General features: G+C 40.2%; 16 protein-coding genes and 1 tRNA gene. 8 read left to right on the top strand and 9 right to left on the bottom strand.

Annotated elements, in window-relative coordinates; all coding sequences use genetic code 11:
• Positions 1–61: 61 nt before the first annotated feature.
• Both msrB and SE27_RS06310 read left to right on the top strand, forming a co-directional pair.
• The gene (gene msrB / locus SE27_RS06305) at positions 62–481 is read left to right on the top strand and encodes a peptide-methionine (R)-S-oxide reductase MsrB (RefSeq protein ID WP_039621817.1); all 420 of its coding nucleotides are present in this window, start codon (positions 62–64) and stop codon (positions 479–481) included.
• Positions 478–960: a glutathione peroxidase gene (locus SE27_RS06310; protein WP_039621819.1), complete on the top strand. Its 483-nt coding sequence runs from the start codon at positions 478–480 to the stop codon at positions 958–960. Before msrB ends, SE27_RS06310 begins: the two co-directional genes overlap by 4 nt.
• A gap of 87 nt (positions 961–1,047) precedes the next feature.
• Here the strand turns inward: SE27_RS06310 and dapC are convergent, their stop codons facing one another.
• From dapC to SE27_RS06335, 5 genes are all read right to left on the bottom strand, one after another.
• Positions 1,048–2,220, bottom strand: a complete 1,173-nt coding sequence (gene dapC, locus SE27_RS06315) for a succinyldiaminopimelate transaminase (protein WP_039621821.1) — start codon at positions 2,218–2,220, stop codon at positions 1,048–1,050.
• Between the two features lie 24 nt (positions 2,221–2,244).
• A complete protein-coding gene (gene glnD / locus SE27_RS06320) occupies positions 2,245–4,911 on the bottom strand; it encodes a [protein-PII] uridylyltransferase (protein ID WP_039621823.1) in 2,667 nt (888 codons plus the stop codon).
• A gap of 30 nt (positions 4,912–4,941) precedes the next feature.
• Entirely contained in the window at positions 4,942–6,147 is a 1,206-nt protein-coding gene (gene purT, locus SE27_RS06325; protein WP_039621825.1) for a formate-dependent phosphoribosylglycinamide formyltransferase, read from the bottom strand.
• A gap of 196 nt (positions 6,148–6,343) precedes the next feature.
• The gene (gene ygaH / locus SE27_RS06330) at positions 6,344–6,691 is read right to left on the bottom strand and encodes an L-valine transporter subunit YgaH (RefSeq protein WP_039621827.1); all 348 of its coding nucleotides are present in this window, start codon (positions 6,689–6,691) and stop codon (positions 6,344–6,346) included.
• A complete protein-coding gene (locus SE27_RS06335; RefSeq protein WP_039621829.1) occupies positions 6,681–7,436 on the bottom strand; it encodes an AzlC family ABC transporter permease in 756 nt (251 codons plus the stop codon). The genes ygaH and SE27_RS06335 overlap by 11 nt, the downstream gene beginning before the upstream one ends.
• A 101-nt stretch (positions 7,437–7,537) precedes the next feature.
• Here SE27_RS06335 and SE27_RS06340 point away from each other — a divergent pair, with 101 nt between their 5' ends.
• A complete protein-coding gene (locus SE27_RS06340) occupies positions 7,538–8,017 on the top strand; it encodes a hypothetical protein (RefSeq protein ID WP_039621830.1) in 480 nt (159 codons plus the stop codon).
• Between the two features lie 250 nt (positions 8,018–8,267).
• Here the strand turns inward: SE27_RS06340 and SE27_RS06345 are convergent, their stop codons facing one another.
• Both SE27_RS06345 and ychF read right to left on the bottom strand, forming a co-directional pair.
• Positions 8,268–8,594 carry a hypothetical protein gene (locus SE27_RS06345; RefSeq protein WP_039621832.1) on the bottom strand — a complete coding sequence of 109 codons (327 nt, stop codon included), beginning with the start codon at positions 8,592–8,594 and terminating at the stop codon, positions 8,268–8,270.
• A 187-nt stretch (positions 8,595–8,781) separates the two neighbouring features.
• Positions 8,782–9,873, bottom strand: coding sequence for a redox-regulated ATPase YchF (gene ychF, locus SE27_RS06350; protein WP_039621833.1), 1,092 nt, complete (start codon positions 9,871–9,873; stop codon positions 8,782–8,784).
• Positions 9,874–10,204: 331 nt separating this feature from the next.
• Between ychF and SE27_RS06355 the strand changes: the two genes are divergently transcribed.
• The 3 genes from SE27_RS06355 (at position 10,205) to SE27_RS06365 (ending at position 12,083) form a co-directional block, all read left to right on the top strand.
• Positions 10,205–10,969 carry a glutathione S-transferase family protein gene (locus SE27_RS06355; protein ID WP_039621835.1) on the top strand — a complete coding sequence of 255 codons (765 nt, stop codon included), beginning with the start codon at positions 10,205–10,207 and terminating at the stop codon, positions 10,967–10,969.
• Positions 10,970–11,297: 328 nt separating this feature from the next.
• Positions 11,298–11,768, top strand: coding sequence for an Lrp/AsnC family transcriptional regulator (locus tag SE27_RS06360; protein WP_039621837.1), 471 nt, complete (start codon positions 11,298–11,300; stop codon positions 11,766–11,768).
• A 12-nt stretch (positions 11,769–11,780) separates the two neighbouring features.
• A complete protein-coding gene (locus tag SE27_RS06365; protein WP_039621839.1) occupies positions 11,781–12,083 on the top strand; it encodes a hypothetical protein in 303 nt (100 codons plus the stop codon).
• Positions 12,084–12,162: 79 nt separating this feature from the next.
• On the opposite strand, the gene SE27_RS06370 is transcribed toward SE27_RS06365, so the two are convergent.
• Positions 12,163–12,912 carry a YebC/PmpR family DNA-binding transcriptional regulator gene (locus SE27_RS06370; RefSeq protein ID WP_039621841.1) on the bottom strand — a complete coding sequence of 250 codons (750 nt, stop codon included), beginning with the start codon at positions 12,910–12,912 and terminating at the stop codon, positions 12,163–12,165.
• 113 nt (positions 12,913–13,025) lie between these two features.
• Positions 13,026–13,589 carry a 1-acyl-sn-glycerol-3-phosphate acyltransferase gene (locus SE27_RS06375; RefSeq protein WP_039621843.1) on the bottom strand — a complete coding sequence of 188 codons (564 nt, stop codon included), beginning with the start codon at positions 13,587–13,589 and terminating at the stop codon, positions 13,026–13,028.
• Positions 13,590–13,844: 255 nt separating this feature from the next.
• On the opposite strand from SE27_RS06375, the gene SE27_RS06380 reads away from it, so the two are divergent.
• Together SE27_RS06380 and SE27_RS06385 are read left to right on the top strand one after the other, a co-directional pair.
• Positions 13,845–13,921, top strand: a tRNA-Ile gene (locus SE27_RS06380).
• Between the two features lie 508 nt (positions 13,922–14,429).
• Positions 14,430–14,732 carry a hypothetical protein gene (locus SE27_RS06385; protein WP_148308923.1) on the top strand — a complete coding sequence of 101 codons (303 nt, stop codon included), beginning with the start codon at positions 14,430–14,432 and terminating at the stop codon, positions 14,730–14,732.
• Positions 14,733–16,285: the final 1,553 nt, after the last annotated feature.

The following is a 16,285-nucleotide window of genomic DNA, read 5'->3' on the forward strand; positions in this document are numbered from 1 at the left end:
TAGCGTAAATATGAGTTACTGAAGCATGACATCGAATGTCAAAGATTTAAAGGAGTTAGTGATGGGAAAACTCAATAAAACCGACCGAGAATGGCAAAGAGAGTTATCACCAGACGAATTTCGCATTGCGCGACAAAAAGGCACTGAGCCAGCATTTACTGGAAAATATTGGAACAGCAAGCAAGAAGGCACTTATGTGTGTCGTTGTTGCGGTGCAGCGTTGTTCTCATCCCAAACCAAATATGACAGCGGCAGCGGTTGGCCAAGCTTTTATAAGCCGATCAATAACGCTGCTATTGATGAAAATCAAGACAACAGTCATGGTATGGTGAGAACCGAGGCGCTGTGCCATCAATGTGATGCGCACTTGGGCCATATTTTTGAAGATGGACCACAACCGACTGGATTACGTTATTGTATGAATTCAGCTTCATTAGAATTAAAAACACAAGAAAAAAATGACGAGGAAACTTATCCATGACCGACATTTATCAGTTTGACGCTGAGTTGTTAGATGGAAAAAATAAAGCTTTTGCCGACTATCAAGGCAAAGTTTTATTAATTGTAAATACTGCCAGTAAATGCGGTTTTACGCCGCAATTTGCCGGTTTAGAAAAATTATATGATAAATATAAAGACCAAGGCTTTGAAGTGTTGGGCTTTCCGTGTAATCAGTTTGGTGGGCAAGACCCTGGTTCGAGTGAGGAAATTGGTGCATTCTGCCAAAAAAATTATGGTGTGAATTTTCCGATGTTTGCCAAAGTGGATGTTAAAGGCCCAGAAGCGCATATTTTATTTCGTTATTTGACCAACAACAGTAAAGGTATTTTGGGCAATGGCATTAAGTGGAATTTCACCAAGTTCTTGATTGGTAAAGATGGCAAAGTATTAAATCGCTTTGCTCCCACCACCAAACCAGAAGAGCTGCAAAGTGAAATAGAAACCGCCTTGGCGCAGTAATTTTGGATTAAAGCAGGATAAAAAAAGGCGATCTATCGATCGCCTTTAATGTTTAAAAAAATACCGCTTAAAATAATTAAATTTAATCTATTCTAAAATAGCTTTCAGACGCTGGATGGCTTGCTCGCACTGCGTAATGTCTGCCACCAAAGCCAAACGCACATGATTTTCACCAGGATTTCCCTGTGCTGTATCACGGGATAGATAGCGTCCCGGTAGGACTTTAATATGCGCTTTTTCCATCAGTAATTTAGCAAAAGTCTCATCATTATCGACTTTTAACCAGTAATAAAAGCCGGCATCGGGTTTCTTAAGCGGCAATAAATGCCCCAATTCAGTTTGAAATAGCTCGAACTTAGCACGATACAGCTGTCGATTTTCTTCAACATGATGTTCATCATCCCATGCCGCAATAGAGGCCAGTTGATGTTGTACTGGCATGGCTGCACCGTGATAGGTACGATATTGCAGATAGGGTTTGAGTAAAGCTGCGTCACCGGCCACAAAGCCTGAGCGCATGCCGGGTAAGTTTGAACGCTTTGAGAGCGAGTGAAACACCACACAATTTTTATAATCGTCACGTCCGAGTTCGGCACACACTTCAAGTAGACCCACAGGTGCTTCATCAAACCAAAGTTCCGAGTAGCATTCATCCGAGGCAATCACAAAATTATATTGATCGGACAGTGCAATGAGCTTTTTAAATTGATCTTTAGATAAAACGGCACCGGTTGGATTACCCGGCGTACAGACAAACAGTAAAGCTGTTTTTGCCCAGACTTCAGCGGGAACGGCATCAAAGTCGCCCAAATAGTTATTTTCTTCAGTGCAGTTAATGAAATAAGGCTCTGCGCCTGCCAGTAAGGTGGCACCTTCATAAATTTGATAGAACGGATTGGGCATCACCACATACGGTGTATCTTCGCGTTTTACCAAGGCTTGAACAAAAGAGAAAATGGCTTCACGCGTACCGGAGACCGGTAAAATATTGCTTTCAGCACTGATCTGATTCAGGCCAAAGCGCCGCGTTAACCAGTGCGCAATACTACTGCGCAGTTCAGGTAAACCCTTGCTATTGGGGTAGGTCGATAAATGCTGAAAGTTGTCAATGATTGCTTGTTTTACAAATTCAGGTGCTGGATGCTTCGGCTCACCAATGGATAAGGCAATCAGTGGTAAATCCGCAGTTTGAATATCTTGAAAAAGTTTGCTTAATTTTTCAAACGGGTAGGGATGCAATAATGACAAGCTAGAGTTCATAAAATCGATACCGCTAAATATAAGTTAGTGTTGAGCAGAGACTTGATTAGACGCCTCATCCAGTGCCAATTTTAATTGTGTAGCAAAGGTTTTGGCTTCAGCATCAGACATCGCAATGCCTTCTTTTTTGGTGACAAAGAAAATATCTTCAGCGCGTTCACCTAAGGTGGCAATTTTGGCTGAGTGAATATCCAGACCTTGCATCATAAATAAACCGCCAATTTTGGCCAGTAATCCGGGATGATCTAAGGTCGCAATTTCCACCATGTTTTGTTGTAAGGCTGCATTTAAGGTGATTTCAACGGTATTTTCAATATCAAAATGGCGCAATTGCCGGGGAATACGGCGCTGCATTAAACCGGGATAGCGATCAGAGTGACTCAGTGCATTGACCAAGGCCTCAACCACCGTAGCTTGACGTTCGGGATCAGTCAGCAAAGTTCCAAAACGATCCAACACCACATAGGTGTCTAAGCTAAATGCGGTACTTGCTGTAATAATACGCGCATCTTGAACATCAAGATTCATGCGATCAAATACTGCAACCGTGGTGGCAAATAAATTTTGTTGATCTTGAGTGTAAATAAAGATTTGCACCGCATCTTGTGCGGATTGACGATGCGCACGCATCAAAACCAACGGTTCGGTGTTGTTACCATGTTGTAAAATGGCACGTGTATGCCATGCAATTTCATCGGCTGATTCTTTAATGAAGTATTCATCGCCCAATTCTTGCCACACGGTTTCTACATCGTATAAAGAAAAATCATTCACCAACAGTTCGCTGGCTTCAAATTTTGTGTCCTCAATCAGCATTTGGTAGTCCACCGGACGGCCCAAACCAGAACGAATCACATCGCGTGCCTGTGTATAAAGTTGACGCATTAATGATGCGCGCCACGTGTTCCACAATTTTGGATTGGTGGCGTTAATATCGGCTACGGTTAAAGTGTAGAGATAATCTAAATGCTGCATATCGCCCATTTTTTCGGCGAATTCTTGCACCACATCGGGATCGGAAATATCTTTTTTCTGTGCCGTAACTGACATGAGTAAATGGCTTTGAATCAGCCACGCCACCAATTTACATTCACGTTCGGTAAAGCCGTGGGTGCGGCAAAATTGAATGGCATCTTGTGCGCCCAGTTCACTATGATCACCGCCACGGCCTTTGGCGATGTCATGAAATAACGCGGCCAAATAGACAATATCGCGTCGTGCCAGACGTTGAAACACCGAGCTGACCACCGGAAAATCTTTGGCAAATTCAGGTTCTTTAAAGCGGTTCAGATTACGTAGCAATAATAAGGTGTGTGCATCTACGGTATAAATATGGAACAAATCATATTGCATCAGGCCCATAATTTGCCCAAATGCAGGAATGTAGTTGCCTAATACACTATAGCGTTTCATCGCCAACATGGTTTCATACAAACGGTGCGGCGAGCGGATAATGGCCATAAACAACGCTTGATGGGCAGGATTGTTGCGATAGTTGTGATCAATCCCTTTGGCTGCTAAAATTAACAGCCGTAAGGTACGTGCACGAATGCCTTCAATTTCAGGACGATTGGCCAGTAAATAAAAAATTTCTAAAATGGCGCTTGGACGTTCAGAGAAAATTTTATGATGTTGCACCGCCAGTTTGCCATCGACCAATTTAAAATTGTCATTAATATCTTCAATTTTTCGTTCATAGTCCGGTAAACGCGGGGTAATGACAGATTCGTTAAAGTAGGCCAACAGCATCTCATTTAAGGTCGAGACTTGCTGCGCACTACGATAATAACGCTTCATAAACTGTTCAATGGGATAGTTTGGCGGCTTGCCTTCAGGGCGGGTATAACCAAACAAAGTCGCAATATCACGCTGATAATCAAACAGTAAACGATTTTCATCACGCTTGGTTAAGCGATGTAAATGATGGCGAATTTCCCATAAAAAGCTTTCGGCTTCTTCTAAGACACCCAGTTCAAAATCGGAGATAAAACCCAAATGCACCAAATCGTAAATCCGATTAACCCGAAAATGACGTTTTGCAATCCAACCAATTTGATTAATATCTCGAATACCACCGGGAGCAGTTTTAATATCTGGCTCTAAATTGCTTTCGGTATTGTTGTGCTGAATATGACGCTTGGCTTGCTCGGCCATTTTGGCATCGAAGAAGGTTTTATCCGTCCATGTTTGGGACACGATACGCCGTGGCCATTTGGCCAAGTGCGGATTGCCGATAATTAAGCGTGACTCAATCAGCGCGGTGGCCACGGTTAAATCATGCGTGGCTTGTTCCACGCATTGTGCAATAGTACGCACACTGATGCCCGGTTTAAAATTACCCACATCCCATAGCGATGCAATAAAGGTCGAAATTAATTTTTCTTGATCGGGCGTTAGGTCATCTTCGGATAAAATCATAATGTCGACATCGGAGTACGGCAACATTTCCTGACGACCATACCCCCCGACGGCAAACAGACCTAAATCGGTCTGATCAAGTTCAGCGTGTTTCCATAAAAAGCGCAAGGCTTCATCAATTAAGTGGGAGCGACTTAAAATAACTTCACGAATGGATTGTCCATTTTCAAAACATTCTTGCAGCTGCTTTTCAGCATCGGTGCGCCATTGGTTGATGGCTTGAATATCATGGTTGCTGGTTGCGTAATTGAGCAGCGGAGAAGTATTGATCATGAACAAGAATCCGTAAAGAAGAAGACAAATTTACTGTGCTTGGACACGCACTTGTGCTGCACTGTGCAGCGCAAGTTCGCGTGCTTGTTCGGTGGTTTCAGCTCGCGCTGTTGCAACACCCATACGGCGACGTTTAAATCCTTCAGGCTTACCAAATAAACGTAAATCTGTGTTGGGATTGAATAAGGCAAGATTTAAGTCAGAAAAAGATAAATTATCCGCATCTACACCAGCATAGATCACGGCACTGGCTGCGGCGCTATGGCGTGCGGTATTAATTGGAAGACCCAAAATTGCGCGGGCATGCAGTTCAAATTCACTTTGGAATTGTGAGGCAAGCGTGACCAATCCAGTGTCATGTGGGCGCGGTGAGACTTCGCTAAACCAAACGTGATCGCCTTTAATGAACAGCTCTACACCAAATACCCCACAACCGCCTAAGGCTTTGGTGACTTTGTTCGCAATGCGTTTGGATTCCTCTAAAGCGGCTGGCGTCATAATTTGTGGCTGCCAGCTTTCGACATAATCACCGGCATCTTGACGATGTCCAATTGGGTCGCAGTATTGGGTTTCAATCTCACCGGTTTCAGCATTTTGAGCACGTACCGTGAGCAAGGTGATTTCAAAATCAAAGTCGATTTGTGATTCCACAATGACTTTACCCTGATTAATGCGACCACCGGTTTGCGCGTATTCCCACGCAGCATCCACCTCATCAAAACCCTTAACGCGAGACTGACCTTTACCTGAGGAGGACATAGTGGGTTTAACAAAGTTCGGATAGCCAATATCATCACATGCCGCACGAAATGATTCTAAAGAGTCGGCAAAACGATAGGCCGAAGTGGGTAGACCCAATTCTTCTGCGGCCAAACGACGAATACCTTCGCGGTTCATGGTTAAGCTGACCGCTTTAGCAGAAGGAATGACGGTGGCTATTTTCTGTTGTTCGATATCCACCAAAACCTCGGTGGCAATGGCTTCAATTTCAGGAATAATTAAATGTGGTTGAACCTTTTCAATCAGCTGTTTGAGTTGCTCGGCATCAGCCATATTTAAGGTATAGGCGTAATGTGCAACCTGCATGGCAGGTGCATGATCATAACGGTCAGCAGCATGGACTTCGACACCTAAACGTTGCAAAGAAATCACCACTTCTTTGCCTAATTCTCCTGAACCTAACAATAAAACCTTAAACGCAGAAGCTTGAAGTGGAGTACCGATGGTCACGCTCATATGAACCGTCCTTGCTAAATTGAGCTTTTAGCATAGCAGAACTGTTCTGTGTGTTAAGCGCTGATTCACATAAATTAATCATATCGTCTAACAATTTTATCTATAACGATTGAAGCCAAGTCAGATCCCTCTAGAGCCGACGATTAGCGTTAGCTTTAGATGTATCTGAAATTGTCATTGCTCGCGTCACTATGCGCTAAAAAGAGAGCGGTACGTAGGTATAAATCAAACCATAAACCACGGCGGAGGTCAGGGTTGCCAAGACAATTTTTTTAAATTTAAAATACAGACCGGTTAAGGTTAAAAAACCCATCAGCATGGCAAAAACTTTATTGGGTGCTGCAATTAAAGGCGGTAAAGTGGCCACCACCAACATGGCGCTAATCGCGGCAATACCAATGCTACCTAAGGCAATTTTGATCCACACAGCACCGCGCTTAGAGGCATTTCTTTGCTGTTTTTGTAAAACATAAAAAGGCCCAAAACGAGAAGCGAAATTGGCAATTCCAACCACAACACCAACCACAATAATTTCAAGATTCATGTGCTTCTCCAAATTCATCGTCGTGTTGCTTTAAAACATAGTGCTTAAATAAGCCTGCCAAGATGCCGGACAAAATACCAATAAAAATAGCCGCTGATAAATTAATGAAATAACAGGCAATTGCTGAAACAATTAAACAGACCACCACCAAAAACGTATGTTTCTTTTCAAAGGCCGCGAGTAGGAAACTTAAGAACAATGCCGGTAGCAGAAAATCCAATGCCGCTTGTAAAAATTGCGGCAAGTGACTAACTTGATCGGCAAACAGTCCACCCAATAACGAGCCGAGTGCCCATGCCAGCCAGCTAAATAAACTTAAACCCAGCATCCAAGACTCTGACCATTCTTGTCGGCGCTGTGACAGTTTAATCATGCCAGAGGCAAACACTTCATCGGTCAGTCCCCATGACCAGAGTGCAGTCTTTTTTAAATTCAGCTTATCTTGAATGAGATTTTGTAAGGCAGGGCCATATAACAGGTGGCGAATATCTAAAGCAATCACGGTCAATGCAGTCATCCAAATGGATGTGCCACTACCGAGTAAAGCCACCACTAAAAACTGACTGGCACCTGCATACATTGAACAGGATAAAAATAAAGCTTCCCAAGGGGTAAAGCCAAATTGTGTTGCGGAAACCCCAAAAGCAAAAGACACCGGAAGATAGGTGAAAATAATTGCTTGACTGTCTTTAGCGCCTTGCCAAAAACCAGCGGGTTGTACACAGGAGAGGTTGTGTATAGACACGATACACCTAAGAGCGTTGACGAATATGAAGGTAAATGATGATTGAGTATTCTAACCGAATTCACTAGCATAGTAAGGAAATGTTTATAGAGTCAGCTGATATGTTTGCGTTTAAATCACGTGCAATCACCATGATTGCTCTGCCATGCATATTGTTTGTATTGCAAGCGTGCAGTCAGCCTTCTGAAGAAGCCAAAAAAGTGGAAATTAAACCTGCACAGCAGTTAACCAATGATGCCACCACCTATGCCAATAAAGCATGGATATTGATGAATCAGATTGATGGTTTGGTATATGCGCAAAAGCTGGATGTGATTGAAGATCAGGTGCGTAAACCCGTGCGCAAATTAACCACGGATTGGCGTATTAATGTCAAAATGACCGATTCAGTAACAGAGGGTAAATATGCTTTATGTCGTAAGGCATTAAGTAGTTTAGATGTTTGGGCACGCGAAAGCTTAGAGCAGTCTGCTACGCTTCAACAAAAACAAGCCGATTACGAACGTGATAAACAGCAATGTAAAGAGGCGATTAGTCATCCAGAGCTGGGCAATACTGATCCGAAAAAGAAAGGCATTTAAAGTTTCTTCAGCAAAAAAGCCTTTTTTTTAGCCATTTAATGAATTTTGGCTTAAGTATGAATTGTTAATATTTAAAGATGAAATTAATTTTTGGACTGGTTTTTTTATGATAGATGAAGCATCTGGCTTGATCATTTATGATTAGCAGTATCAAAGTTAGCCTTAATCATGTCTAGGCAGTTTCATTGTTGAGATGATTTTTTAACTATAAAAAAAGCCAGTGAAATTCACTGGCTTTTTGCATGAAGGTTTATGGGTTTTTCATGGTGTTGGGTGCATCTGCTTTGGCTTTGGTTGCCTCGGTTTTGGCTTTTGCAGCATGAGTTTTTGCCGCTTCAGCGTGTTTAGTGGATTTAGCCGCCATATGGTCGGTTTTCATGGCATCTTGTTTGACCATTTTATTGTGTTGAGTCATTTTCTCTTGTTTGGTCATTGGAGTGGTTGTAACACATTTTCCACCTTTATGATCTGGACCTGAACCACCTGCTAATGCTGTTCCTGCTGGACAGGCTGCAAAAGCAGTTGCACTGAGCATGGTAAGTAAACCTGCTGCTATAAGCGTGCTTATTTTTTTCATTTTGGATTACTCTGATGAGGCATTAATACCTGTACTTAGCTTAGTGCTAATCGCGCAGCATAAACGTGTCAGTGTTGTTTGTTATTGATCATCATGGACAGCTGATTGGTTATTTAATGCATTTTTTAAGCGTAGTTTAAGCAGACGAAAAAAAGCCCCGAAATGTCGGGGCTTTTACCATCAACGCTTATACGTTAAAACGGAAATGTAGCACGTCACCATCTTGTACGATGTAGGTTTTACCCTCTAAACGCCATTTGCCGGCTTCTTTTGCGCCGGCTTCACCGTTGTATTGCACAAAGTCTTCATATGCCACACATTCAGCACGAATAAAGCCTTTTTCAAAGTCAGTGTGAATTACGCCGGCTGCTTGCGGTGCGGTTGCACCCACTTTCACAGTCCAAGCGCGAACTTCTTGCACACCCGCAGTGAAGTAAGTCTGTAGACCCAATAAAGCATAACCGGCACGAATCACTACATTTAAACCGGGTTCTGCCATGTCCATCGCTTCTAAAAACTCAGCGCGATCTGCATCTTCAAGTAAAGAAATTTCTGCTTCAATTTGGTTGCATAAGGGCACCACAATCGCATTTTCTTCAGCTGCTAATTTCTTCACTGCATCTAAATGTGGATTGTTTTCAAAACCATCTTCAGCCACGTTTGCAATATACATGGTTGGTTTTAAGGTCATCAGGCCAAAACCACGCACCAATCGACGTTCGTCATCATCTAATTCAGTGGCACGTGCCGGTTTGCCTTCATCCAATATCGGTTGGATTTTTTCTAAGATTGCTTTGGTCGCAATGGCATCTTTATCGCCACTTTTTGCAGATTTAGCCAAACGAGTAATGGCTTTGGCCACGGTTTCTAAGTCAGCCAATGCTAATTCGGTATTGATGGTGGCAATATCATCCAGTGGATCAATTTTACCATTCACATGAATCACGTTTTCATCTTCAAAACAACGAACAACGTGAGCAATGGCATCGGTTTCACGGATATTGGCCAAAAATTGATTGCCTAAACCTTCACCTTTAGATGCGCCTGCAACTAGACCTGCAATATCAACAAATTCCATGGTCGTTGGAATGACACGTTGTGGCTTTACAATCGCTGTTAATTTGTCTAAACGAGGATCGGGCACTGGCACAATCCCAGTATTTGGTTCAATGGTACAGAAAGGGAAGTTTTCTGCAGCAATGGCAGCTTTTGTCAAAGCGTTGAAAAGTGTAGATTTACCTACGTTCGGCAAGCCGACAATACCGCAATTAAAACCCATGAAATCACTCACAAAGTATGATTTAAAAATTGTGGCTGATTTTACATGAAAGCCAGCACAAAGTCAGGTCATGGCTTTGATGTTTACTGAAAACAGCCAAAATAGAATCTCGACTAATTTTTTAACAGAATAAAGTTAACTACTCGGTTTTGAAGATTAGCTGGATGCGCTGTGCAGGAAATTTTTTTTTAAAGCATACTGCATCTAGTTGTGAATGATTCTTTTTTGCAGTAAAAGGACATTGTATTTCTAAAATAGCCTGACTAAAGTAGAGCACTTACGGTAAAGGTTATCTTGATAGCCAGAATTAAAAAATAATTGCGGAGATTTTATGCGAATTTTATACCAGTTTCCTTTGTCTCATTTTTGTGAAAAAGCACGCTGGTTACTCGATCATAAAGAGTTGGATTATGTGGCACATAATTTAATTCCCGGTCTGCATCGTGCCTTTGCGCAATTAAAAACCGGTCAAAATCTTTTGCCAATTTTACGTGATCAGGAGCGTTGGATTGCAGATTCAACTGAAATTGCGCTGTATTTAGATGATATTTATCCAGAACATTCCTTGCTACGTGCCGATCCACAGCAACGCGATTTAGCTTTAGCAATCAATCATCAAGCAACCGAGTTGGGCATGCATGTGCGGCGTTGGGGATTGGCACATACCTTGACTGAAAGCGAAGAATCTTTAGATATTATGATTGGTGAAAAAGGTTATTTACGCCAATTTGAAAAATATTCAAAACCGCTGATGAAAGCTTTATTGTCAAAAAATTATCAGCTCAGTGCAGATAAAGTGGCTGAGTCGAAAGAGCGTATTGATAGTTTGGTGGTGCTGTTAAACCATCAGTTAATTGAAAATCACGGTCGTTATTTGGTGGGTGAGCGTTTAGGTTTAGCAGATATTGCAGTGTGTTCAATGCTGGCACCGCTGCTAGAAATTCCGGCTACGCCGTGGGAAAGAGAAAATACTGAACTGTTATCCGATGAGTTTAAACACTATAAAGAAATTTTAACTGAACTGCCTTTGGGGCAGTATGTGCTGCGTATTTATCAAACAGAACGTAATGCGCGGGTGGATTGGCGCGGTGTTTAAATGTAGGTAAAGAGTTGCGTCATCTGTTTTTAAAATGCTCAGTGAAATTAATGTAGAGTAATCAGCATTCAGCTGCTGATCTGATGACTTGCTTATCTTTTTTAAGCTGTGCAGGTATTATTGCGGTAATGATCGAAATGATGAAAATAATTTTCAAAATAGTGCTCTTTTTTTAGTTTTTTATTCATAATGGGCGCTTAAGCCTTATATTATTGATATCTAAAGCTTGTCTAAAAATAGAGCAGCTCAAAGCGGATTAAAATCATCATTGGGCACTTTTATCGTAATTTTAATTTTCTGAAAATATTCCCTTATCGCGGAGCTTAGAATGCAACTGGATCGTTTTGATAAACAAATTTTAGAAATCCTCAACCAAGAAGATGTCAATCTAAATGAGCTGTCAGAGCGTATTAATCTTTCTGTTAGTTCGGTACATCGGCGCATCAAGCATTTAATTGAAGCGAATATTTTGACCCATTTAAAGCGTGATATTAATTATGCAAAATTGGGTTTTAGCTTGCATGTTTTATTGCAAGTGTCGTTAAACAAACATGACACCGATACCTTCGCTACATTTTTAGAAGAATTACAAAGCATTCCTGAGGTGATTAATGCCTTTTTAGTCACTGGTCAATCGGCCGATTTTATTGTTGAAGTGGTGGCAAAGGATATGGAAAATTATAGTGAAATTTTGCTTAAACGGATTGGTAAAATTGACCATGTGGCTGCATTACATTCTAGTTTCGTGATTAAAGAATATAACGTTTTAAATTGTAGTGGTCTGCTAAATCGCGTCTAGGGTTTAATTTACATGCATAAAATCTTGCCGCGCTTTAGCTGTATTGCTCTAGCGCTGCTGATACTTTGGTTGCTGATTGATTTTATAGATGTCAAATCTGGACAAATTTATATTCAACCTGCCTTTGCTTATGTCTGGCTGATTTTTCAGTATTTTTTTTGGCTCTGGGGTAGCAGCATTTTATTTAGTGGACTGCCAAAACTTAAAAGATGGTTGTTTCAACTGGTGATTGCCGCGATACTTTGGCTGCTTTTCATCATGCTAAATACTGTTATTGTAATGGGTTTTCATGTTTGGATTGGTGGGCGGTTTTAAGGCTGACTTGGCGCTAAACGTAAAAAAACGCACGATAGCGTGCGTTTTTTATGATGATTTTAGTGGCCAGTGCTTTAATTTAAGCCTCTAGCTGTTCTAAAACATCATCTGTGAATTCAACGTTGGTGTATACGTTTTGGACATCGTCTAAATCTTCAAACATATCAATCATTTTTAAGATCATTTTGGCTTGATCAATGTCGGTAATTTCCGCTTTGGTCGATGGACTCATCACCACTTCGGCATTGTCAGATTTTAAGCCTGCCGCAGATAAGGCATCTTGCACTTCACCAAAGCTTTCTGGCGTGGTAATCACCAGAATTTCATCTTCAGAAATTTCGATATCTTCTGCACCCGCTTCTAACGCCACGTCCATGATTTTATCTTCTAAAGAAACATCTTCAAAAGTAATTTCACCGCGTTTGGTAAACAGATAAGCCACAGAACCTGCGGTACCTAAATTACCATTGGTTTTAGAGAAGCAATGACGAACGTCCGGTACGGTGCGGTTTAAGTTATCGGTCATGGTTTCAACCAAAACAGCCACGCCACCTGTGCCATAACCTTCGTAAGTGACTTCTTTTAAATCATCATTGTCATCACCACCGGCACCACGTTGAATAGCGCGGTTAATGATGTCACGAGTCATATTGACCGATAATGCTTTTTCAACCACTGCACGAAGACGTGGATTACTTGAAGTGTCTGAACCACCGAGTTTAGCTGCTGTGACCAATTCACGAATATATTTGGTGAAGACTTTACCGCGACTAGCATCTTGTTTTGCTTTGCGATGCTTAATGTTGGCCCACTTGGAATGACCCGCCATGCGAAATATGCTCCTGATAGATTGGCTGTATGCCGAATCGAATGGGTTGAATTCTACCATAAGCGCTTTTTTCTTAGAAAGAGCTAGCTTTTGACTTTTTAACAAAATAGACCTTAGTTTTTAATATCGGGGATAACAATATCCAAGTCTACCTTATCTTTATAGAGCTTTTTTAGCAAAGCCAAGTCGTGGTTAATCTCGGTCGGATAGATTTTTCCTAAAATACCGCCTTGCTTGGTGCTGGAATTGGCATACAGTAAAACAATGGGAACGCCGGCAGCTTTGGCAATGTGCCAAAAACCAGTACGAATAGGGCGTCGAGTTTCTCCGGTTTTTGCACGTGTGGCTTCAGGGGCAATGACTAAATTAAACTGATCATTTTCTTGAAAATGCTGCACCATGACCGAAACAATATCTTGATTGGCATTACGATCCACGGCAATACCACCCAAACGCTTGAGTAAAGGCTTCATCGGGCCTTTAAATAACTCTTTTTTAATCAAAAGATGGATTTTCATATCCATAATTTGAAATAGAGCCAACGACAGCACGGCATCTCTCATGGAGGTGTGTTCAAAGCCGACAATCACTTGTTTTTTTTCAAGGACATTGGGTTCGATATGATAATTCCAGCCTGCAAGTTTAAATGCAGATTCACCAAGAAGTTTTTTTAACATCGCAAGAAAGCACATAATTGGGAAGTGGCTTAATTTCTGCTTGTTCTGATTTAGAGTCAATAGTCTAATGTACAAAAATGACAAATAAATACATTGCACAAGATGAGCGCTTATAAAATACAGAGATGAATTTTACAGCCTTGAACAATTGCTCTATTACTGCGCAAGTAAAATAAAATCACTTGTTTTTTGAAAAAATCTTGGTTAGTATGACCTCGCTTAAACTTGTTGATATATAACAAATTCGGCATATAAGGGCCTATAGCTCAGTTGGTTAGAGCAGCGGACTCATAATCCGTTGGTCGACAGTTCAAGTCTGTCTGGGCCCACCATATAAAACAACCACTTAGGTGTATTAATCCTCGGTGGTTTTTTAATGTCTAAATTTATATCATTCCTGTTCAAGTTATCCTCAACATGAATCAAAATTGTGCTACAGAGCCGCTATTTAAGATATTCGAGCGAGCTTTAAGTAGCCTATTGAGAATTAGGTTTTAATGAACCGAGGATTGCTTATAAATTAAATATTAGTAGATATCAAAGATAAGCACGTAAGAGAGATATAAAATATTGTCTAACATAAGAAAAAAACTATCTCGCACTAACACTCAGTATAAGTCACATAGACCGGCTTAAATATTCGATCAGATTCTATTTTTTAGAAACGACGATATATAGAAAAATACTAAAAACCCCTGTGTTGATGGAGTACTCAAACAACTTTGCCATGATTTAAAAATATCATTGCTCTATCTATTCATTTTAGTGATCGGCCCAGTACAATGCAGTTATCATAATGATGCGAACTGGCAGATTGCCAAAGTCGCTGTGGAGATTGACGTGGAAATTTGTATTGAAACACCAGATAAAGAGACGTGGGATAAAGCTCAACAGGCTTGCTTTAAGCGTGGATGGGACTGGGAAAGAGAGGAATGGCCTGAGTGGGATGATGAGACTGGCAAGGATGTGTGGAAAGAAGATCCTGAATTTACATTAAATGATGATAGCTGGGATGAAACAGTGACTCATCTTTGCGTGGTAGAAGGCATGTTGTGCACCAATAATATTGAAGATGGTGATCCGACAGAAGATGACTACAAATTAATGACCATTAAAGATTTAGAAAAACTGGCCGTTAAATAATAGCCCAAAAGCCTCAATTCACCCTATTTAAGATAAGCCCTATTCATTAATGAATAGGGCTTTTTCAATGTCTGGGACAAGTTATAAAATCTCTCATAGCAATTGCAATATTAAGATAACTTCTATTGTTAATTTATGTATATTTTTGTGTGTTTATGTATTTATTTTCTAGCTAAACTATCTTATGATGAATGTGATCAGAAAAATAAATAACACAGAGGCTTGCATGAAAAAGATACCCAAAGGAACACAAGTCATTCACTATCTTTCATTCTGGAAGCGAGCCTTCTATAAGGAAGAAAATAATATGCTCATGCTTTGGAACCAAAGTGGATGGGAGAGAGCATCATTTGACAGTATTGAAACGATGATACAGAAAAAGTTTGAGTTAGTAGATTTAAGAGTTTAATCGTCATCATCATAGAAGGCATTTTTAGGGCTGCGGTGAAGCGATAATCTTCGCTTTAAGCCGTCTTTCGTTTTAGCCCTTCCCTGAGATGGGCTTTTTTTTAAATTTGATAGCTTGTAATTTGATCTTTTTAAAATCACATTCAGGCAGAGTCAAATGGTTGAACCATGAAAGTGATTGTGCCTTCATGTAGCTCATACATACGCTGCTAAGTACGAGTGTGGCAATGTGATCACGTTAAAAATAGTTAGACGTATAACGGCATAGAAAATTCTGTCACATTCTTCTGCTCTCGTGTGTCTTGAATCTTTATAGTTTTCTACCTGAAATTAAATTGAGAATAGATCAATCACGAGAGGGATTTGGACTGATAACCTGTCATAAAAAAATTAGCGCTGTTTGAGCGGTTAAATTTAAAAATCCTTGATATATAGCAACTTTAAATCTCCCTTAATTGTCTAAACCTCTGTAATTATTATAATTCTAATGTGGGTTCTAATATTGCTACATTTTAAGTTGTATGTAGCATTTTATATCATATAAAAGTTGTTACAAAATACTGCCTCTATTTCGTACTTTCCGCAACAAACCACGATTAATTTATTTGAATTGTCTTTAAAATGTGCTAATAAATAGGAGTGATTTTTTAATCATATTTATATTTCAGGATGAGATATATTTTAAGACATTAGATTTTAAAAATAATCGGAAAGGAGTTTTAAAAATGCTTCAATTGCTTATGAAATTATTTTGCTTACATGTTTATGAGTATGAACATATGCAAGAAATAGGGGAACATAAGGAATGTAGGAAGTGTGGGATTAATAAATCACTGTAATGCTATTTATCACTAAAAAGTGAGCTTGTTGCTCACTTTTTTATGTTTGAAATGTCTATTCAAAGTTATCTGGTTCTATGTCTTTGAATTCGAAGCTATTAAATAACTAAATATAAATCAATAATTTATGTTGTTAATTTTTAGATATGAAAGGTGTTTATTTAACCACTGTCTTATAATTTTTTTAAACCATTTGCTAGGATATTGTTTTCTTTTTTCATCTAAAATATCGAGACTGTTCTAAATTTTGTGTAAGTACTTAATTTTCATTTATCCTCATGAGGATAATAAAAAGAGGTACTTCAC

The sequence above is a fragment of the Acinetobacter harbinensis genome (genome assembly GCF_000816495.1).
Classification (GTDB): domain Bacteria; phylum Pseudomonadota; class Gammaproteobacteria; order Pseudomonadales; family Moraxellaceae; genus Acinetobacter; species Acinetobacter harbinensis.